18 protein-coding genes and 2 tRNA genes are annotated in these 18,925 nt (G+C 60.6%); 13 read left to right on the top strand and 7 right to left on the bottom strand.

Annotated elements, in window-relative coordinates; translation table 11 throughout:
* Positions 1 to 113 precede the first annotated feature (113 nt).
* From NO934_RS17745 to NO934_RS17730, 4 genes are all read left to right on the top strand, one after another.
* Positions 114 to 491, top strand: coding sequence for a hypothetical protein (locus tag NO934_RS17745; RefSeq protein ID WP_309161337.1), 378 nt, complete (start codon positions 114 to 116; stop codon positions 489 to 491).
* Between the two features lie 244 nt (positions 492 to 735).
* Positions 736 to 3,165: an endopeptidase La gene (gene lon, locus NO934_RS17740; RefSeq protein ID WP_309161336.1), complete on the top strand. Its 2,430-nt coding sequence runs from the start codon at positions 736 to 738 to the stop codon at positions 3,163 to 3,165.
* Between the two features lie 410 nt (positions 3,166 to 3,575).
* Complete coding sequence (locus NO934_RS17735) at positions 3,576 to 3,851, top strand: HU family DNA-binding protein (protein WP_309161334.1); 276 nt, start codon at positions 3,576 to 3,578, stop codon at positions 3,849 to 3,851.
* Between the two features lie 177 nt (positions 3,852 to 4,028).
* Positions 4,029 to 4,104 (top strand) — tRNA-Val (locus NO934_RS17730).
* 99 nt (positions 4,105 to 4,203) lie between these two features.
* Here the strand turns inward: NO934_RS17730 and arfB are convergent.
* The 3 genes from arfB to NO934_RS17715 are packed head-to-tail and all read right to left on the bottom strand — an operon-like array spanning position 4,204 to position 5,180.
* On the bottom strand, positions 4,204 to 4,635 hold the full coding sequence (gene arfB, locus NO934_RS17725; RefSeq protein WP_309161333.1) for an alternative ribosome rescue aminoacyl-tRNA hydrolase ArfB: 432 nt from the start codon (positions 4,633 to 4,635) through the stop codon (positions 4,204 to 4,206).
* A gap of 10 nt (positions 4,636 to 4,645) precedes the next feature.
* On the bottom strand, positions 4,646 to 4,960 hold the full coding sequence (locus NO934_RS17720; RefSeq protein WP_309161332.1) for a YbjQ family protein: 315 nt from the start codon (positions 4,958 to 4,960) through the stop codon (positions 4,646 to 4,648).
* Positions 4,961 to 4,970: 10 nt separating this feature from the next.
* On the bottom strand, positions 4,971 to 5,180 hold the full coding sequence (locus tag NO934_RS17715; RefSeq protein ID WP_309161331.1) for a hypothetical protein: 210 nt from the start codon (positions 5,178 to 5,180) through the stop codon (positions 4,971 to 4,973).
* 245 nt (positions 5,181 to 5,425) lie between these two features.
* Between NO934_RS17715 and NO934_RS17710 the strand changes: the two genes are divergently transcribed.
* Positions 5,426 to 5,502 (top strand) — tRNA-Asp (locus NO934_RS17710).
* Between the two features lie 147 nt (positions 5,503 to 5,649).
* Here the strand turns inward: NO934_RS17710 and NO934_RS17705 are convergent.
* From NO934_RS17705 to NO934_RS17690, 4 genes are all read right to left on the bottom strand, one after another.
* Positions 5,650 to 5,859: a hypothetical protein gene (locus tag NO934_RS17705; RefSeq protein WP_309161330.1), complete on the bottom strand. Its 210-nt coding sequence runs from the start codon at positions 5,857 to 5,859 to the stop codon at positions 5,650 to 5,652.
* A 97-nt stretch (positions 5,860 to 5,956) separates the two neighbouring features.
* Positions 5,957 to 6,379 carry a hypothetical protein gene (locus NO934_RS17700; protein ID WP_309161329.1) on the bottom strand — a complete coding sequence of 141 codons (423 nt, stop codon included), beginning with the start codon at positions 6,377 to 6,379 and terminating at the stop codon, positions 5,957 to 5,959.
* A gap of 135 nt (positions 6,380 to 6,514) precedes the next feature.
* Entirely contained in the window at positions 6,515 to 6,847 is a 333-nt protein-coding gene (locus NO934_RS17695; RefSeq protein WP_309161327.1) for an I78 family peptidase inhibitor, read from the bottom strand.
* 105 nt (positions 6,848 to 6,952) lie between these two features.
* Complete coding sequence (locus tag NO934_RS17690; protein ID WP_309161326.1) at positions 6,953 to 7,174, bottom strand: hypothetical protein; 222 nt, start codon at positions 7,172 to 7,174, stop codon at positions 6,953 to 6,955.
* A 193-nt stretch (positions 7,175 to 7,367) separates the two neighbouring features.
* Here NO934_RS17690 and NO934_RS17685 point away from each other — a divergent pair, with 193 nt between their 5' ends.
* The 8 genes from NO934_RS17685 (at position 7,368) to NO934_RS17650 (ending at position 18,417) form a co-directional block, all read left to right on the top strand.
* Positions 7,368 to 8,846, top strand: coding sequence for an ABC transporter substrate-binding protein (locus NO934_RS17685; RefSeq protein ID WP_309161324.1), 1,479 nt, complete (start codon positions 7,368 to 7,370; stop codon positions 8,844 to 8,846).
* A gap of 22 nt (positions 8,847 to 8,868) precedes the next feature.
* Positions 8,869 to 9,816, top strand: coding sequence for an ABC transporter permease (locus NO934_RS17680; protein WP_309161322.1), 948 nt, complete (start codon positions 8,869 to 8,871; stop codon positions 9,814 to 9,816).
* A 56-nt stretch (positions 9,817 to 9,872) separates the two neighbouring features.
* Positions 9,873 to 10,637 carry an ABC transporter permease gene (locus tag NO934_RS17675; RefSeq protein ID WP_309163758.1) on the top strand — a complete coding sequence of 255 codons (765 nt, stop codon included), beginning with the start codon at positions 9,873 to 9,875 and terminating at the stop codon, positions 10,635 to 10,637.
* On the top strand, positions 10,634 to 12,217 hold the full coding sequence (locus tag NO934_RS17670) for a dipeptide ABC transporter ATP-binding protein (protein WP_309161321.1): 1,584 nt from the start codon (positions 10,634 to 10,636) through the stop codon (positions 12,215 to 12,217). Before NO934_RS17675 ends, NO934_RS17670 begins: the two co-directional genes overlap by 4 nt.
* Before the next feature lie 103 nt (positions 12,218 to 12,320).
* Positions 12,321 to 12,944 carry a protein-L-isoaspartate O-methyltransferase gene (locus NO934_RS17665; RefSeq protein WP_309161320.1) on the top strand — a complete coding sequence of 208 codons (624 nt, stop codon included), beginning with the start codon at positions 12,321 to 12,323 and terminating at the stop codon, positions 12,942 to 12,944.
* Between the two features lie 173 nt (positions 12,945 to 13,117).
* On the top strand, positions 13,118 to 14,503 hold the full coding sequence (locus NO934_RS17660) for a TolC family outer membrane protein (protein WP_309161319.1): 1,386 nt from the start codon (positions 13,118 to 13,120) through the stop codon (positions 14,501 to 14,503).
* Between the two features lie 206 nt (positions 14,504 to 14,709).
* The gene (locus NO934_RS17655; RefSeq protein ID WP_309161318.1) at positions 14,710 to 15,420 is read left to right on the top strand and encodes a DUF2497 domain-containing protein; all 711 of its coding nucleotides are present in this window, start codon (positions 14,710 to 14,712) and stop codon (positions 15,418 to 15,420) included.
* A gap of 180 nt (positions 15,421 to 15,600) precedes the next feature.
* The gene (locus NO934_RS17650) at positions 15,601 to 18,417 is read left to right on the top strand and encodes a valine--tRNA ligase (RefSeq protein WP_309161316.1); all 2,817 of its coding nucleotides are present in this window, start codon (positions 15,601 to 15,603) and stop codon (positions 18,415 to 18,417) included.
* Positions 18,418 to 18,925 lie beyond the last annotated feature (508 nt).

Below are 18,925 nucleotides of genomic sequence, written 5' to 3'. Positions count from 1 at the left end.
TTCGGACCCTTTTCGTTTCCAGAGACGGAATTTGGCTTCGTGGCGGTTTTCCCGATCGGTAAAGCCGATTATTGTCCCTGAATGATCAAGCGCTGATGATTTAGGGGACGGACATGAAGCTCTCGAAATATGCACTCGCCATCGGTGTGCTGCTCGCAGGCGCCGGTACCGCAACGGCACAGCCGCAGACGAAACTGGTCAACGGGCTGGACAAGGCTATGATCCAGGCGATCTGGTGCAGCGCTCTGTTCTTCGAAGAATCCTATTATCACGAGGCGGAAAGCGATGAGGCGCTCCGCTACGAAGATCTTGCGTTTGATCTAGGTGCCGATATCGACACTCTCCTTTTGGATCACGGTATGCGGCAGGAAGAGGTCGATGAGATTTGGTCGATTTTCGATTCGGCTGCCTATGATCTTGCCGAAATGGATGACGAGAGCTTCCTGGTTCAGGTCGAAACATGCGAAAGCAATTACGACAACCTGCTCTGAGAGTAGATTTCCTTCGTTTACCCGAATTTGCAGGGTCTGCGCCCAGCGCATGCCGCCTTTGCCGTACTTGAAACGAGGAAATCGGCAGCGGCGAACTTGTGAACCCGCGCCATTGCCCTATCTTAGTGGACGAAGAGTCGTTTCGGTTGGCAGATCCTACACAGGGTTAGGCGCTTACTGAACGCAATACACTACAAGTTGCCGGGCATACCCTCCCAATCCGGCAACGGCGAAAGGATAGTCCATGTCCGATACCACCAAACCCTCCGCAGTCCCGTTCGACCGCGACAAGGTGTATCCGGTCCTGCCGCTGCGCGACATCGTCGTGTTCCCCTCGATGATCGTCCCGCTGTTCGTGGGGCGCGAAAAATCCGTGCGCGCGCTCGAAGAGGTGATGCGCGAGGACAAGCACATTCTGGTGGTCACCCAGAAGAACGCGCAGGAAGACGATCCGGCGCCCGACGGCATCTACGAGATCGGCACGATCGCGTCGGTGCTGCAACTGCTCAAGCTGCCCGACGGCACCGTCAAGGTGCTGGTGGAAGGCCTGCATCGCGCCAAGATCGAGAACTACGTCCAGACCGAGAATTATTTCGAGGCCCAGGCCGAAGTCCTGCCGGTCGAAGGCCATGACGCAGTCGAGGCCGAGGCCCTGGCGCGTTCGGCGGTGACCGAGTTCGAAAACTACGTCAAGCTGAACAAGAAGATCTCGTCCGAGGTTGTCTCGGCGGTCACCCAGATCGAGGAGCACTCCAAGCTGGCCGACACGATCGCCAGCCATCTGGCCGTCAAGATTCAGGACAAGCAGGATATTCTCGCGACTCCGTCCGTCACGGAACGGCTGGAGCGGGTGCTGGGCCTCATGGAAGGCGAGATCGGTGTGCTGCAGGTTGAGCGGCGCATCCGCAGCCGGGTCAAGCGCCAGATGGAGAAGACCCAGCGCGAATACTACCTCAACGAGCAGATGAAGGCGATCCAGCGCGAGCTGGGCGATGGTGAAGAAGGCGCCAATGAGCTCCAGGAGCTTGAGGAGCGCATCGCCAAGACCAAGCTTTCCAAGGAAGCGCGGCAGAAGGCCGACGCCGAGATGAAAAAGCTCAAGCAGATGAGCCCCATGTCAGCCGAGGCGACCGTCGTTCGCAACTATCTCGACTGGATGCTCAACCTGCCGTGGGGCAAGAAGTCCAAGATCAAGCGCGATCTTAAATTTGCCGAGGGCGTGCTCGATGCCGATCACTATGGCCTCGATAAGGTCAAGGAGCGCATTGTCGAGTACCTTGCCGTTCAGAGCCGGACCGGAAAGCTCAAGGGCCCGATCCTCTGCCTCGTCGGTCCTCCGGGCGTCGGCAAGACTTCGCTGGCCCGCTCGATCGCCAAGGCGACCGGACGCGAGTATGTCCGCATGAGCCTCGGCGGAGTTCGGGACGAAGCGGAAATCCGCGGCCACAGGCGCACCTACATCGGGTCGATGCCCGGCAAGGTGATCCAGTCGCTCAAAAAAGCAGGCAAAGCCAATCCGCTGTTCCTGCTCGACGAGATCGACAAGATGGGTCAGGATTTCCGCGGCGATCCGTCCTCGGCGCTGCTCGAAGTGCTCGATCCGGAGCAGAATTCGACGTTCAACGACCATTACCTCGAAGTCGATTTCGACCTTTCGGACGTAATGTTCGTGACGACGGCCAATACGCTCAACATCCCTGGGCCGCTGCTCGACCGCATGGAGATCATCCGGCTTTCGGGCTACACGGACGAGGAAAAGTGGGAAATCTCCCGCCGGCACCTCATTCCCGAGACGCTCAAGGAGCATGGGTTGCGGGCGGAAGAGTTCGAGCTGCCGGACGAAAGCCTGACGCTTCTGACGCGGCGTTACACCCGCGAGGCCGGTGTGCGTAACCTCAAACGCGAGATCGCCAACCTGATGCGCAAGGCGGTCAAGGATATTCTCCTGACCGGCAAGAAGAAGATCGTGGTCACCCCCGAACTCGTTGAAGAGTATCTGGGTGCTCCGCGGTTCCGCTATGGCGAGATCGATGCCGAGCCGCAGGTGGGCGTCGTGACCGGGTTGGCCTGGACCTCGGTGGGCGGCGAGTTGCTGACCATCGAAGGCATCATGAGCCCGGGCAAGGGCAAGATGACCGTGACGGGCAATCTCAAGGACGTGATGAAGGAGTCGATTTCGGCTGCCGCCACTTACGTCCGTGCGAGAGCCCTCGACTACGGGATCAAGCCGCCCCTCTTCGAGAAGCGCGACATCCACGTGCACGTGCCGGAAGGCGCGACGCCCAAGGATGGACCTTCGGCTGGTATCGGCATGGCCACGGCCATCGTTTCGGTGATGACGGGCATTCCCGTGCGCCACGACGTTGCGATGACTGGTGAGATCACGCTTCGCGGTCGGGTATTGCCGATCGGCGGGCTCAAGGAAAAGCTCCTTGCCGCTCTGCGCGGCGGTATCAAGAAGGTGCTGATCCCAGAAGAGAACGTGCGCGACCTCAAGGAAGTGCCGGCCAACGTCAAGGAAGGCCTGGAGATCGTTCCGGTGAGCCGGATGGGCGAAGTGCTCGAGCATGCGCTTGTCGAGATGCCGCAGGCGATCGAATGGACCTTCGATGATGACGCCAAGCCGGTACCGGCCAGCGAAGGCGACGACACCGGCGCGGCACTGCCTCACTGATCTCCTTACGAAAAATGCAGACGGCGCCTCCTTTGTGGGGCGCCGTTTTCGTTTGTTGGAGCCGGATCGGTGCAGATGCGTCGACGGTGCCACGTTGGCATGATCCTTTGAGGCTGGTGGCGGCGAATCAAGGGCCAGGCCATGGGACCAATGATGGAATAGCGACCGATGATGAGAATCGCAGGCAGACCGGGGTTTATGACTGATTCGTCGGGCGGGAGCGCGTTTGTGGTTAACTTTATCGCGAGGGGCTTGCCACAATTTGAGGGGGAGAGGGATTTCAGGCCGTTTTGCACGTCAAAACCGCCTGAATCCCGCAGTTTTCCTTGCTTTTGCCCTGGAATCGTAAAAGGGTGATGCCGCTTCCGCTCGTCCTTTGACGGATGGGCATATCATTGTGAGGAAACGCTATGAACAAGAACGATCTGAGCGCGGCGGTCGCCGAGAAAGCTGATCTCACCAAGGCCCAGGCGGCAGCGGCAGTCGATGCTGTTTTCGATGCCATCACCTCGGCGCTCAAGGGCGGCGACGAAGTGCGTCTGGTGGGCTTCGGCACTTTCGCTGCCAGCCAGCGCAAGGCCACCAAGGGCCGTAACCCGGCGACTGGCGCGGAGATCGATATCCCCGCTTCCAACCAGCCCAAGTTCAAGGCCGGCAAGGGCCTCAAGGACGCGCTGAACGCATAAGTTCTGCTTTTAGCGGCTATTGGCGACCCCGGTCGATTTTCGATCCGGGGTCTTGCCTTTTCTTTCCCCTGCGCTTTGGGCGGACCGCTATTGACGGGACAGGGGATTGCGCCTAATCAGGCGCGGCGTTCGCGCCGGCTATATTTCAAGCCCGCGCGCTTCCGCATTTTGCGGCAAGGGCGATTAGCTCAGTTGGTAGAGCGCCTCGTTTACACCGAGGATGTCGGCAGTTCGAGTCTGTCATCGCCCACCATCGCTTTTAGGCGATTTCGGTTCTCCTTCACAGCCAAGATTTGATGCGGGCTCTTTGGTTGGTGGCCGATGAGCCTTCCCAGATTTTGGACTGCGATTTTCAATCGACCGATGGCTTGCGTTGCCGCAGGGCCTTTACCGCGCCGCGGCGGGTTTTTGTATCCATCCGCCGCTGCTTGGAGGCGAGGGTGGGGCGTGTAGGACGACGCTTACGCGGGACGATGGTGGCAGAGCGGATCAGTTCGGCAAGACGGGTGAGCGCGTCGGCGCGGTTGAGGGGCTGAGTGCGGTGTCGATCGGCGGTGATGATGATGACGCCATCGCGCGTGGCGCGGGCGCCGGCCTTGGCAAGGAGCCGCGTCTTTACCGGTTCGGGAAGAGATTGAGAGGCCGGCACGTCGAAACGGAGCTGCACCGCTGTTGCGACCTTATTGACGTTCTGGCCGCCAGGCCCGGAACTGCGCACGAAACTCAACTCCAACTCGGAGAGCGGAATCGAAAGCGTAGATGTGATTTCGAGCTGTTCAGGCATTGGCTGGAAGTCAGTCGAGCTTGACGGCGGTGCCATAAGCAAGAATTTCGGCCACGCCCTGGGAAATGGCAGAGATGGAGAATCGCATGGCGATAATGGCGTCCGCTCCCATGGCCTGAGCGCTGACAACCATACGGTCATAGGCCTGTTCACGCGCCTCGGCGAGGAGTTTGGTGTATTCGGGCACTTCACCCCCGACGATATTGCGCAGGCCCGCGACGATGTCGGTGCCAACATGGCGGGCGCGAATGGTGTTGCCGCGAGCGATTCCCAGGGTCCCGCCGATCGTGCGACCGGCGATGGTTTCGGCTGTGGTGACGATCATCGGGCAGCTCCTATCTGTCGACAGTCCTGTCGTAGTGGTCATCTTCGGCATTGTTGAGCCGCTGATGGATGACGACGGCCAGCAATCCAAAAATCACCGCAATGAGAACAAGCCCGAACACGCCAAAGGGCACGACGGAGAGCATGCCAGTGATCGCCACCCCCAGCCAGAGGAGCGCAAAGACAATGACGATGGCGAGCGCTATGGCATCGAGTCGCATAAACGGTGTTCCGACCAAGGTGGCTAACGTTATTTTAGCAGTGTCAGGTGCCATGCGACAGTTTTTTGAAAGGAAAGGAGCGCGCTAAATCAAGGATTTACGGATGTTTTGGGGTGCCGTCGGAGCACGCGAATGGGGAAAGTGCATTTTCTTGGCAAAAGGGGACGGGAAGCCGCTTGACTTGGGCAGGGGACCCCGTTAAACGAAGCCCACCTTGCGGGGGCCGAAGCGCTTCCGACACGCAAGGGGGTGTAGCTCAGTTGGTTAGAGCGCCGGCCTGTCACGCCGGAGGTCGCGGGTTCGAGCCCCGTCACTCCCGCCACTTTCCTCCAATATTACGATGATCTGACAGTTGCATGACAGGTGTTCAACGCCTGCAAACGCGGCTGGATGTTGTCCGTTACTACGGACAAAATGGGGCCCGGCTTGAACCGAACCCCATTCGTTCGCATGATACGAAGTCTAGGCGTCAGCGCATTTCTTCGGAAATCGCCACGCCGGCAGCGCCACCACCGGCTGCGCCGAGAATCGCGCCGGGAGTCCCAGCGACCGCGCCGCCCACGGCGGCACCCGTCGCGCCACCGATAGCGGCACCCGCCATGTTGTGCTGAGTCGACGTGCAGGCGGTGAGCGAGAGAGCGCCAACAACGATCAGCGCGGCAGAAGTGAGCTTTTTCATTAGTTTAGTCCTCCAAAGGATCATTCAAGCGCACAAGCTCTAGGGGCCGAGCTTGTTCCAACCGTGACGATTTTTTGGCAAATGATAGTCGCGCGCATTATTGCGTGAATTCGTGGAGCGTGCCGTCCTCATAAACGAGAGCGCTGACGCAGGCGATGGTGACGATATCGTCGGGATGGAGTTGCTCAAGCCGTTCGAGCACGGTGCCGGCGACGACATCCTCGTGAATGTAGGGCTGGGCGGGGGGAATGCCTTCGGCGCGATCGAGGATGAATTCCCCGATTCTCTCGCCCAGCACATCCTCGAAGCGAATTGTGCCGTCGATCAGGCGTATACCCAAATCACCCTGAGGCTGAAGGGTTACTCTGATGGCCTTTTCATCGCCTTCGCTCTGGGACTCACCGAGTTCCCATTGTTCGACAGTGAGAATGCCTGCCGATTGCCCGTTCAGGCACTCGATTGCCAAGCCGCCCGGTATGGTGAGCGCCAGGGATGTGAAAGCCAAAAGTAACCGTCGCATTACAACCTCCTGAAATGAGAGGGAAATGCGGCTGGGGCCCTGCAGGTTTCACATTGAGCTGGATGGGAAGCTTCACAACGTCGAAATGGTGCGAAGGAAGAGGGGGAGCCGGGCCGCCGAGCGGCCCGGACCGGCTCAGGCGCAATAGGCGCGCACGAGATTGCCTGAAGCATCGACCTCAAGGTTGAGGCGATCGGCGCGGAAATCCTGGGTGACGGCCATGCCTGGGGTGATGACACGCAGGCTGCCGGGGACCGTGATCGGCTCACCACCCACGCGAACGTCCTGGGGCGTGCTGCCAACCACCGACTGACCTGTCTGGCCGGACAAAGCTTGGGCGCCGCAATCGACCGGGGGTGGCATAGAGGTATCGGGTGGGTTGGCCGTACTCGAACAACCAGCCAGAGCCACGGCCGAGGCCAAAGCTAAGCCGGCAAGTGCGGATGATTTTATCTTGGTGGTGGGCATGCACGTCTCCTGTCGATGGACTTTAAGATCCGGGTAAACTGCAAGCGGACAACGAAAAAGGCCGGAAAACGATCCGGCCTCATCATTTCCGTCGATCGACACCGATCAGTCGCGAGGAGAGAAAAGTTTGCGCACGCCGCCTTTTACCCAGCGGCGGAAATGGCCGAAGCTCTCGCGCGCATCGCCGCGTAGATCCTGATAGATGCCCGACAGCATGAGGCCCAGATCGCGAAGGTTCTCGATCCACTCAGGCTCCGGTGCAGTCATCGCCGCTTGGGCGCGACGGGCGCGCAGACGGAAAAGAAGCGAGTTTTCGTTGCGGGCCATATCCAACCCCTCGTGCTATCGTTACTCAATCGTTGTCAATATAAGTGTGGCGAATGCAAGGACAATGTCGATCCGCCATCAATGTTCCACAAGGTCGCCCGCCGTTGTCTTGCGGAGCGATCGCGCATAAGGGTTGAGTGGATCGGTCCGGCGGGAATCGGCCGCCGGCCCATGGGACGGAAGGAAAGTGTCGATGCGCCAAGCTCTTCGGATCGCGACGGTTCTGGTTCTGGCGGTATTTTCCGCAGCGCCAGCACTCGCCCAGCGAACCGATATCGTCGTGGGGCTGGTGCTGGAGCCACCGCATCTCGATCCAACCTCAAATGCGGCAGCCGCGATCGATGAAGTGGTCTATGCCAACGTCTTCGAAGGGCTGACGCGGTTCGCGCCCGACGGGCAAATCGTGCCCGGACTGGCCGAAAGCTGGGACGTTTCCGAGGACGGACTGGTCTACACGTTCCATATCGCGCAAGGCGTGACCTTCCATGACGGCAGCACGCTGACGGCCGAGGACGTGGTTTTCTCTCTCGATCGTGCGCGCGGCGAGGATTCGGTCAACGCGCAGAAATTCCTCTTTGACGATATTGAAAGCGTCGAGGCGAGTGACGAGAGTACCGTGGTGGTGACGCTGGCGCGGCCGAACGGAAATTTTCCCTTCAACATGGCATGGGGGGATGCGGTGATCGTGGCGCCGGAAAGCGCTGACACCAACACGACGAATCCGATCGGCACCGGTCCATTCCGATTCGAAAGCTGGCGGCAGGGAGACAGCGTGACCCTCGTGCGCAACGAAGATTATTGGGGCGAGGCGGCGCTGCTCGACCGCGCGACCTTCAGGTTCATTTCCGATCCCACGGCGGCCTTTGCGGCAATGATGGCAGAGGACGTCGACGCCTTTCCGGTATTTCCCGCGCCAGAGACCCTTATCCAGCTCCAGTCCGATCCGCGTTTCGAGGTTGTGGTCGGTACCACTGAAGGGGAGACAATTCTGGCCATGAACAACCGCCGCGAGCCGTTGAACAATGTGCTGGTGCGCGAGGCTATTGCGCATGCCATCGACCGACAGGCAGTGATCGACGGCGCGATGTTTGGATATGGCACGCCCATCGGTACGCATTTCGCGCCGCATCATCCTGCCTATGTCGATCTGACCGAGCTATCGGTCTATGACCCTGAACGCTCGCGTGAGCTTTTGGCTGAAGCCGGCAGCGAAGACCTTCGGCTGTCATTGGCCCTGCCGCCGCCGGTTTATGCCCGAAGGGGCGGGGAGATCATCGCGGCGCAACTCCGCGCGGTCGGCATCGAGACCGAGATCGTCAATGTCGAGTGGGCGCAATGGCTCGAGCAGGTGTTTGGCAATGGGGATTTCGATCTGACCGTCATTTCCCATACCGAACCCCTCGATATCGAGATCTATGGGCGCGAAGATTACTATTTCGGCTATGGCGCGCCCGAATTCCAGGAGATCTGGGATGAGCTGAACCGTACGGCGGACCCTGAGGCGCGGAACGCGCTGTTGGGCGATCTGCAGCGCAACATTTCGGAGAATTTCGTCAACGCCTATATTTTCCAGCTCGCCAAGGCGGGTGTGGAGCGGGTGGAACTCGAAGGCCTATGGGTAAACGCGCCGACGCAGGCGACCGATCTGACCAAGGTGCACTGGGTGCAGTGATGGAAGCCCTTGGGGCGGCGCCATGGTGAGCTTCGTCCTGCGGCGACTGGTTTCGCTGGCGGTCAGCCTTGCCGTGGCCAGCGTGGTTATCTTTTTCGTGCTCGAAGTGCTTCCCGGAGACCCCGCCCGGTTCATGCTCGGCCTGAACGCTTCGCCTGAAGCTCTGGCGGCGCTGCGGAGCCAGTTGGGGTTGGATGCCCCGGTCCTTGTGCGGTTCTGGGACTGGGCCGGCGGCATGATGCATGGGGATTTCGGAATCAGCTACACCTACCGCGTCCCCGTGGCCGAATTGATCGGCGCGCGGCTGTGGGTGTCGCTGCCGCTGGCCATCTATGCGCTCGCGCTGGCGATGCTGATCGGCATTCCGCTCGGCGCGCTCGCGGCGAGTCGGCGCGACACGGCGGTCGATTTCGGCACGATGGGACTGGCGCAGGTCGGCATCGCGCTGCCCAATTTCTGGTTTGCCATGCTGTTGGTGTTGCTGTTTTCGGTGACGCTACGCTGGTTTTCCTCGGGCGGGTTTCCAGGATGGGAGGACCCGGGAGCGGCGCTGGCGGCGCTTACGCTTCCCGCCATTGCCCTGGCCCTGCCGCAGGCGGCGATCCTGGCAAGAGTGATGCGCTCGAGCCTCATCGATACGCTCGATGAGGACTATGTGCGGACCGCCCGGGCCAAGGGGCTTTCGCGCCGGCAGGCGCTGTGGCGGCATGCGTTTCGCAACGGCTTGATTCCGGTGCTGACCATTATGGGATTGCAGTTTTCCTTTCTTCTGGCCGGCGCCATCATCATCGAGAACGTCTTCTATCTGCCGGGATTGGGGCGGCTGGCCTTCCAGGCGATTTCGTCGAGAGATCTGATCGTCGTGCGCTCGGTGGTGATGATTTTGGTGTTCGCGGTCATTGTCGTGACCTTCCTCGTCGATATCGGCTATGCGGCCATCGACCCGCGATTGCGGCGGACCGTTCGTTGAGGCGGGCGGGGCTCAATCTCAAAACGGGAGCCGTGCTGACCGGCGTGTTGGCGGCAATGGCGCTGGTCTCGCTGGTCTGGACGCCTTTCGATGTCACGCAGATTTCAGTCGGAGCGCGGTTGCAGCCGCCTGGGGGAGAACACTGGCTGGGCACCGATCATTTCGGACGCGACATGTTTTCCATGATTCTCGTTGGCGCGCGGACCTCGATCGCGGTTGCGCTTGTAGCCGTGGGGCTGGGGATGGCGGTTGGCGTGCCGCTGGGGCTGGTTGCCGCGGCACAGTCGGGCAGATGGATCGATGATGTGGTCATGCGTGGGAACGATCTGGTTTTCGCGTTTCCGGCGCTGATCATTGCCATCCTCATCACTGCGGTGTTCGGGCCGGGGGTGATTAACGCGATCATCGCGATCGGGATTTTCAACATACCCGTATTCGCGCGGCTGACGCGCGGGGCGGCGCTGTCGGTGTGGCAGCGCGAATTCATCATGGCGGCACGGTTGGCGGGCAAGGGCGGGGCGCTGATCTCGCTCGAACACATCCTGCCCAATATCGCCAACATGTTGATTGTGCAGGCCACGATTCAGTTTTCGCTCGGGATTTTGGCCGAAGCGGGACTGGCCTATGTGGGGCTTGGGGCGCAACCTCCGCTACCGAGTTGGGGCAGGATGCTGGCGGAGGCACAAACGATGATCGCGCTGGCTCCGCATGTGGCGCTGGTGCCGGGGCTTGCGATCGTTTTTTCCGTGCTGGGGCTCAACCTGCTCGGAGACGGCTTGCGCGACCTTTTCGATCCACGTTTGCGCGTGAGGGCGGCATGAGCCTTCTCGAAATCAAACAGTTGAGGCTTGCGATCGGCGGCGTACCGATTCTCGACGGGGTGTCGCTTGAGATCGGCGCGGGAAAGGTGCTTGGGCTGGTCGGGGAATCGGGTTCGGGAAAATCACTAACGGCGCTATCGATCATGGGACTGCTGCCGTCTGGCGCTGCCCGGACGGGACGGATTTTATTCGAGGGACAGGATCTAGCCGCTGCGGGCGAAAAGGAGATGGACGCACTGCGCGGGCAGGCGATCGGCATGATCTTCCAAGAGCCGATGACCGCGCTCAATCCATTGATGACCATCGGCGACCAAGTCGCCGAAACTGTCCGTGTGCATCGGCGTATGGGGAAGAAAGAGGCGCGGGCGCTGGCAGTGGAGACGCTGGAGCGGGTGGGACTGGCCAGCATCGCTCCCGACCGGTATCCGCACGAGCTTTCCGGTGGGCAGCGGCAACGGGTGGGGATCGCGATTGCCATCGCGTTGCGACCGAAGCTTCTGATTGCCGATGAGCCGACAACGGCACTCGATGTGACGACGCAGGCGCAGATTCTCGATCTGCTCCACAGCCTGGTGCGCACCGACGACATGGCGCTGATGCTGATTACTCATGACCTCGCCGTGGTGTCGCGGATGGCCGACACGATTGCAGTGATGCAGGCCGGGCAAGTCGTGGAAACCGGGCCTGCGGCCAATCTGATCGGGGCACCGCAGCAGCGGTACACGCAGACGCTCCTGGCTGCGACAACGCATGTTCCGCGCCGGCCGGTGCGGAAGACGGGCGGAGAGGTTCTGTTGCGGGTTGATGGGGCAGTCAAGGACTACCCGCTTGGACACGGCCTGCGGCTGAGGGCACGTAGGGCGTTCCGGGCGTTGGATGGCGTGGGGCTGACGGTGGCGCGCGGGGAAAGCGTGGGATTGGTCGGGGAGAGCGGCAGTGGGAAATCGACGCTGGCGCGAACCATTCTCGGGCTTGATGCACTGTCCGAAGGGCGGATCGAATTTGCGGGGCAGACAATAAGCTCGGCGGGACGAGCGGCGCGGCTAAGGTTGCGCGACATGCAGATGGTTTTCCAAGATCCTTACGGTTCGTTCGATCCGCGCCATAAGGTGGCTCGGCTCGTTGCTGAGCCGCTGCATCTGCTGGGAGATGACGCGCCGCGGGGAGCGGAGCGGGACGGGCTGGTGGCGCGGGCACTCGATGCGGTTGGAATCGGCCCTGAGGCCGCACAGAGATATATCCATGAATTCTCCGGCGGCCAGCGCCAGCGGATCGCGATTGCGAGGGCGCTGATCGTCGAGCCGGCGCTGATCGTGCTCGATGAGGCTGTTTCGGCGCTGGACGTTTCAATCCGCGCACAGGTGCTCGATCTTCTGGCGGATATCTCGCAGCGATCGCAAATCGCGTATCTCTTTATCGCCCACGATCTTGAGGTCGTTCGGACCATTACCGACAGGGTATTGGTGATGCAGGCCGGGCGGATCGTGGAGGAGGGGCCGACGCAGGAGGTGCTCGACGCCCCACGGCATGACTATACCAAGGCCCTTGTCGCGGCTGCGCCGAAACTTGCGATCCGGTAAAGCTTGCGCAGGGTATCGGGCGACGGTATTGAGCAGCTTGTTAGCACTACATTCACGACTGGGGCATTGAACGATGGTGGACTTTGCACGTGCTCGCCGTACCATGGTCGACAACCAATTGCGGACCAGCGGAATCACGGATTGGCGAATTCTTGACGCAATGAATCGCGTGCCGCGGGAACGTTTCGTGCCCGACCATCAAGCCGCTTTTGCCTATAGCGACGAGGATATCCCGGTCTCGCCCGGCCGTGTGTTGGCAGCCCCTGCTGATTTTGCGCGCATCGTGCAACTGGCCGAGGTGAGCAGCCAGGATGTTGTGCTCGATGTGGGGTGCGGCACCGGGTATTCCACGGCGGTGCTTTCGATGCTGGCCAATGCCGTAGTGGCACTGGAGAGCGATGAAGTGCTGGCCGGCAAGGCCAATGATATTCTCGCCGATCTCGACATCGGCAACGCGGCCGTGGTTGCGGGGGCGGTCGAGAACGGTATCGCCAAGGAAGCACCGTTCGACGTCATCGTACTCGAAGGTTCGGTTGATATCGTGCCGCCGGCCTTGTTTGAGCAGCTTCGTGATGGTGGACGATTGGTCGCGGTCCTGGGCAGCGGCAATGCGGCGGTCGCCCATCTTTATGTCAAGTCCGGAGATGAAGTCGGCGGAACATCGGCGTTCAATGTGAGCCTGCCGGTTTTGGGGAAGTATGCGGCCGCGCCGGCGTTCGTTTTCTGATACGCAGCCGGAAGCTCGCTCTTGGCGATCACCTCAGGGTGTTGCCGACTCACAACTGATGCAATCTTGATGCAATGTAGCCAACAATAAGAATTGGATACGGCGTCCATTTGGCGTTGAATACCAACTAGCAGGCCCATAGGTATGGGGGCGTGGCGCTGGAGGCCGCGATTATGTTGTTTTTTCGCGTAATGAAATTTGGCGCAGTTGCGCTGTTGGGGCTTACGGCAACGGGTGCACAGGCGCAAAGCCTGACTTCAGCCTTGGCCTATGCCTATGAAAATAACCCGGAAATTGCTTCCTCGTTCATCGCTGTGCGTTCGGCGCGGCAGGATGTGATCGAGGCGGGCGGCGCGCACCTTCCCACGATCGGCGCGCAACTGAGCATTAATCAGACATTCACGAATGCGCCCGAGACAACGGGGCCAGGTGGTGTGCCCATGGGGGGAACGAGCAGCACCACCAGCGACAGCATCGGACTCAATTACCAGCAAAATCTCTGGGATAATTTTGCCAGCGACGCGGCGATGCTCGCCGCGCAGGCAGCTTACGAGGCTCAAGCGTTTTCGGCAGCCAATACCGAACAGACGGTGCTGTTGAACGCCGCCACGTCCTATTTCAACGTTCTGCGCGACCGCCGGCTGGTCCAGATTGCCGAAGAAAATCTCGGCTTCGTTCAAGCCCAGTTGCAATCGGCACGGGATCGGTTGGAGCTTGGTGAAGGCACCGAACTCGACGTTGCTCAAGCGCAGGCGGCTGTGGCACAGGCGACCGCTGCCTACCAGGCCGCCCGCAGCAGCCTTCTTTCGAGCGAAGCTTCCTATCAGCTCAATGTCGGGCGTGAACCTGGCGCGCTGTCGAGCGGTTTCGTGACGGCCAACATGCCCAGTTCGATCGATTCGGCACTGGCCGCGGCGCGCACCGGGCATCCGGCCTTGCTCGCGGCGCAAGCGCAGGTGCGTGCTTCCGCGCATCAGGCCGACCAGATCGACGCCAGCTTTGGCCCCCAGCTTTCGCTGAGCGCCAACGCTGGGGTCAGCGGGTTTACGGGGGATGATGGCGTCACCCAGCAGGCGCAGATCGGCCTCAACCTCTCGGTTCCAATCTATACCCCGAGCCGAGACCCGAGTGTCGAACGTGCCAACCTCGCGCGCATCAGCAGCGAGTTGCAGTCGCTTTCCACCTACAACACGCTCGAAGAAGCGATTCGCAGCGGCTGGGCAGGGGTGCAGACCGCTACCGCCCAGATCGAAGCCACCACGGCCGCCGTTGCCGCCAGCCGACTGGCGCTCGAAGCGGTGATCGAACAGAACGAGCTGGGCCAAGCGACGACGTTGGATGTTCTCGATGCTCGCGCCGACCTGCTGGCTGCAGAAGAGCAACTTGTCCAGGCCCAGGCGCAGCGGGCACTGGCCAGCTATTCGCTTCTCTCGGCTACCGGGCGGATGACCGCCACTCAGATGGGGCTGCCCGTTCAGCCGCGCACGGTTGAAGGTGACGTGATCGTTCCCGTTACGACCGCGCCGGTCCAGGCCGATGCCTGGAGCGGGCTGCGATAAACTACTTATGACCTCGCTTTTCCGTGGATTACCGCGGGGTAGTGGGGTCGTCCCCTTTCCGGGCGCGAAACTCTCACGTTAAGGTATTGTAAAGCGAATCAACAATTTCGCCGTTGGACGCTTAGCATCGAGTAACGGCCATCTTGGCCAGAGAGTTTGTGATGGCGTTCTCGGAAATGCTCCGAGGCGCCAGAGAGCGGGGCAACATGAACCAGCCGGCATCCAAAGAACCGACCATGGACGAGATTCTCTCGTCGATCCGGCAGATCATCGCCGATGACGACGAGGCGGCGGCGCAGAAAATGCCGTCGAGCAAGCCAGCCGTGCTAAAGCCGGTGCCGGCGCCCGAGCCGGTTTCCGCACCTATGTCGGTAGCCACCGATATCGATCCGTTCAGTGATGACGACGATGACGTCGTCGCGCCTTTGGCGCTTTCGCCGGAACAGATCGTCAAAGATGCGCCTCCGGCTGAGCCTGAACCTGAGGCGGAAGAACAAGACATGCCATCTGCTGGGAGCCTTCAAGCCGCCGCTGAACTGGTGGTTCCGGACGACGTTGCCTTCGAACAGGACAGGGACGAGGAGCCGCAGCTCGAGACAGAGCCTCAAGCCAAGGCTGAGCCCAAGCCGGCAAGCTTCGCGCAGGCCGCTCCGATGCCGGATGCAAGTCTCAGCAGCGATCTGGCCGAGGAACTGCTCGAACCGGCAACGAGCGCGGCCGTGCGCAGCGCTTTTTCTAAGCTCAATACGCCCAAGCTCATGCCGGACCTCGCTCTTGGGGCAAGCGGATTGACGATCGAAGGGATGATCCGCGAAATGTTGCGCCCCATGCTCAAGGAATGGCTGGAAGAAAATCTTCCCTCCATGGTTGAGCGCATCGTCGCTCAGGAGATCGAGCGGGTTTCGCGCGGCGGTTGACTTCGCCCGCCGGCTTGGCTTTACACAGAAGCTGAATTCCTTTTCAGACCCGCTCCAGGCCCGGAGCGGGTCAGATCGTTTGGCGTGGCGCCGGACGTTCAAGCGTTTGTTCTATCGCGCTTCCAGACCGCGGAAGGGTATTTCTGCAGGAAGCATCAAGTGTGACAGGTATCGGCAAAGATGATCGAAAAGACCTACGAACCGTCTTCGGTTGAGGGGCGCATTTACCAGGCCTGGGAAGAGGCGGGAGCCTTCAGGGCTGGGGCGGGCAGCAAGCCTAGAGCGGAGAGCTATTCGATTGTCATTCCGCCGCCCAACGTGACCGGCTCGCTCCACATCGGCCATGCGCTCAACAACACCATCCAGGACGTGCTGATCCGCTTCGAGCGCATGCGCGGCAAGAATGTGCTCTGGCAGCCGGGTACCGACCACGCGGGCATTGCGACCCAGATGGTGGTCGAGCGGCAGATGATGGAGCGGCAGGAGCCGGGGCGACGCGAGATCGGGCGCGAGAAATTCCTTGAAAAAGTCTGGGAATGGAAGGCGGAGAGCGGGGGAACGATCCTTAATCAGCTCAAGCGCCTGGGTGCTTCGTGCGATTGGTCGCGCGAGCGGTTCACCATGGACGAAGGACTTTCCGAAGCGGTTCTGCGTGTGTTCGTGGAGATGTACCGCAAGGGGTTGATCTACCGCGCCAAGCGACTGGTCAACTGGGACCCGCGGTTCGAGACGGCGATCTCGGATATCGAGGTGGAGAATACCGAAGTCAACGGCCATATGTGGCATTTCAAATATCCGCTGGCCGACGGTGAGACCTACACCTATGTGGAGAAAGATGCCGACGGGAACGTGATCTTCGAAGAAGAGCGCGACTACATATCGATCGCCACGACGCGCCCTGAAACCATGCTGGGCGATGGCGCTGTTGCGGTGCATCCCGACGATGAGCGTTACGCGCCGATCGTGGGCAAGATGTGCGAAATTCCGGTGGGGCCGAAGGAGCACCGCCGGCTGATTCCCATCATCACCGACGAATATCCCGATCCCACATTCGGCTCGGGTGCGGTCAAGATCACTGGCGCGCATGACTTCAATGACTATGAAGTGGCGCGGCGCAACAACATTCCGATGTACTCGCTGCTCGACACCAAGGCCGCCATGCGCGCCGATGGGGCCTCGTATGCAGAGCAGGCGAAGATCGCCCAGGCGATCGCGCGTGGTGAGATCGAATTCGATGACGAGACGACGACGGCGATCAACATCGTTCCGGACGAGTATCGCGGGTTGGACCGCTATGAAGCGCGCAAGCGGATCGTTGCCGACATCGACGCCGAAGGGCTGATGGTCAAGGTCGAAGACAAGAAGATCATGCAGCCGTTCGGGGACCGCTCGAAAGTGGTGATCGAGCCGTTCCTGACCGACCAATGGTTCGTCAAGGCCGACGTGCTGGCGCAGCCAGCGATCGCCTCGGTGCGTGAAGGGCGAACCAAGTTCGTGCCCAAGAGCTGGGAGAACACCTATTTCAACTGGATGGAGAACATTCAGCCCTGGTGTATCTCGCGCCAGCTCTGGTGGGGGCACCAGATTCCGGCTTGGTACGGTCCCGATGGCGAGGTGTTCGTCGACTATGACGAGGCGGGAGCTCGCAGAGCGGCTGAGACTCACTACGGCGAGGCCGTGGAGCTGACGCGCGACGAAGACGTGCTGGACACCTGGTTTTCGTCCGGGCTCTGGCCTTTTTCGACCATGGGCTGGCCCAAGGAGACCGACGCGCTCAAGGCCTACTATCCGACATCGACGTTGGTCACCGGGTTCGACATCATTTTCTTCTGGGTTGCCAGAATGATGATGCTGGGTCTTGAATTTACGGGTGAAGAACCTTTCGAGACGATCTATGTGCATGCGCTGGTCCGCGACGAGAAGGGCCAGAAGATGTCGAAGTCGAAAGGCAACGTCATCGATCCGTTGGAACTGGTCGACGCCTATGGCGCGGATGCAACGCGGTTCACGCTGGCGGCAATGGCGGCGCAGGGCAGGGACCTCAAGCTTGCCACCTCGCGGGTGGAAGGCTACCGGAACTTCGTCACCAAGCTCTGGAACGCGGCGCGGTTCCTCGAGATGAACGAATGCGTGCGGGTCGAAGGGTTCGATCCGGCGGCGCTCTCGGATTCGCTCAATCAATGGATTGCAGGCGCGACGTCGCGGGCCGCGGCGAATGTGACGCAGGCGATCGAGGACTACAAGTTCAACGAGGCTGCCAATCACGCCTATGATTTCGTGTGGGGTACGTTCTGCGATTGGTTCGTGGAACTGGCCAAGCCAACTCTTTCCGGCGACGACGCGGCGGCCAAGGGCGAAACACGCGCGACGGCGGCCTGGGCGCTGGATCAGATCCTCAAAATGCTGCACCCATTCATGCCGTTTGTGACCGAAGAGCTGTGGGCGGAAACCGGCAAGGTTGGCCCGGCGCGGGATGGATACCTGATGCTGTCCGACTGGCCCGAACTGGACGCCATCGCCTATCCGGCGGCAGAAGCCGAACTCAATTGGCTGATCGAGGTGATTTCGGCGATCCGTTCGGTGCGCACCGAAATGAACGTTCCTGCCGGTGCCAAGGTGCCGCTGGTGGTCGTCGGCGCGAATGAGGCGACGGTAGAACGCATCGCATCCCATCGGGCGGCGATCGAGAGGCTGGCGCGTGTTTCGACAATCGAGACCGACGCGGCCATTCCGCAAAACTCGGCGCAGTTCGTCGTTGGCGAAGCCAATTGGGGGCTTCCGCTTGCCGATCTCATCGACATTTCCGCCGAACGGCAGCGGCTGGAAAAGGACGTGAAAAAGCTTGATGGCGAAATTGGCGGGTTGGAGAAAAAGCTTGGAAACGAGCAGTTTCTCGCCAAGGCGCCAGAGGAAGTTATCGAGGAGCAGAAGGAGCGTTTGGCCGAGGCGCAAGCGCGACGGGAGAAGCTTAGCCAAGCGCTCGATAGTCTCTCCTGATTGGCTCGATCCCTGCTCTTGTGACAATTTTGCTACATGCGCATAAGACTCGTGACTGCGGATTGCGCGGTCACGGTTTGCTAAGGGACTGCGCCACAATCTTACCCTAAACCAGCCGGACAACGGATGGTGGTGGGCGGATATGGCAATGTGGGGCGCAGTGTGTGTTGCGCTTTCAAAAAGCCTATGCCTGCCAGTCAGGCCCGGATGCGGAAAGGACTTTCCGCCAGCGGGCAAGGAGCAGGGTAGATGACGACCGGCACAGTCCATTGCAGTGATTTTTCGGTCCTCGCGGCTGAAAATCTGGCCGTTCGCGCAAAAAGCCTTTGCTTTAATGCGGACACAATGGACCGCTATTCTGCCTCCAATGACGTAAAAGGACCGCCAATCGCGGTCCAGGTGGCGAGCAACGCCATTCGGTGCATCACGGTGGCCGAACGGGCACAGCGGGCCGCCAGAACAAAAAACAATATAAAAAGCAACAGGGTGGCGGCGGACGCACGATCTG

This window comes from Pelagibacterium sp. H642 (assembly GCF_031202855.1).
Taxonomy (GTDB): domain Bacteria; phylum Pseudomonadota; class Alphaproteobacteria; order Rhizobiales; family Devosiaceae; genus Pelagibacterium.
This window is presented reverse-complemented; position numbering and strand designations above follow the sequence as displayed.

Excerpts from the sequence above, each read along its gene's own strand:
- NO934_RS17745 (WP_309161337.1), top strand. The coding sequence starts at position 114 with ATGAAGCTCTCGAAATATGCACTCGCCATCGGTGTGCTGCTCGCAGGC.
- lon (WP_309161336.1), top strand. The coding sequence starts at position 736 with ATGTCCGATACCACCAAACCCTCCGCAGTCCCGTTCGACCGCGACAAG.
- NO934_RS17735 (WP_309161334.1), top strand. The coding sequence starts at position 3,576 with ATGAACAAGAACGATCTGAGCGCGGCGGTCGCCGAGAAAGCTGATCTC.
- arfB (WP_309161333.1), bottom strand. The coding sequence starts at position 4,635 with ATGCCTGAACAGCTCGAAATCACATCTACGCTTTCGATTCCGCTCTCC.
- NO934_RS17720 (WP_309161332.1), bottom strand. The coding sequence starts at position 4,960 with ATGATCGTCACCACAGCCGAAACCATCGCCGGTCGCACGATCGGCGGG.
- NO934_RS17715 (WP_309161331.1), bottom strand. The coding sequence starts at position 5,180 with ATGCGACTCGATGCCATAGCGCTCGCCATCGTCATTGTCTTTGCGCTC.
- NO934_RS17705 (WP_309161330.1), bottom strand. The coding sequence starts at position 5,859 with ATGAAAAAGCTCACTTCTGCCGCGCTGATCGTTGTTGGCGCTCTCTCG.
- NO934_RS17700 (WP_309161329.1), bottom strand. The coding sequence starts at position 6,379 with ATGCGACGGTTACTTTTGGCTTTCACATCCCTGGCGCTCACCATACCG.
- NO934_RS17695 (WP_309161327.1), bottom strand. The coding sequence starts at position 6,847 with ATGCCCACCACCAAGATAAAATCATCCGCACTTGCCGGCTTAGCTTTG.
- NO934_RS17690 (WP_309161326.1), bottom strand. The coding sequence starts at position 7,174 with ATGGCCCGCAACGAAAACTCGCTTCTTTTCCGTCTGCGCGCCCGTCGC.
- NO934_RS17685 (WP_309161324.1), top strand. The coding sequence starts at position 7,368 with ATGCGCCAAGCTCTTCGGATCGCGACGGTTCTGGTTCTGGCGGTATTT.
- NO934_RS17680 (WP_309161322.1), top strand. The coding sequence starts at position 8,869 with ATGGTGAGCTTCGTCCTGCGGCGACTGGTTTCGCTGGCGGTCAGCCTT.
- NO934_RS17675 (WP_309163758.1), top strand. The coding sequence starts at position 9,873 with ATGGCGCTGGTCTCGCTGGTCTGGACGCCTTTCGATGTCACGCAGATT.
- NO934_RS17670 (WP_309161321.1), top strand. The coding sequence starts at position 10,634 with ATGAGCCTTCTCGAAATCAAACAGTTGAGGCTTGCGATCGGCGGCGTA.
- NO934_RS17665 (WP_309161320.1), top strand. The coding sequence starts at position 12,321 with ATGGTCGACAACCAATTGCGGACCAGCGGAATCACGGATTGGCGAATT.
- NO934_RS17660 (WP_309161319.1), top strand. The coding sequence starts at position 13,118 with ATGTTGTTTTTTCGCGTAATGAAATTTGGCGCAGTTGCGCTGTTGGGG.
- NO934_RS17655 (WP_309161318.1), top strand. The coding sequence starts at position 14,710 with ATGAACCAGCCGGCATCCAAAGAACCGACCATGGACGAGATTCTCTCG.
- NO934_RS17650 (WP_309161316.1), top strand. The coding sequence starts at position 15,601 with ATGATCGAAAAGACCTACGAACCGTCTTCGGTTGAGGGGCGCATTTAC.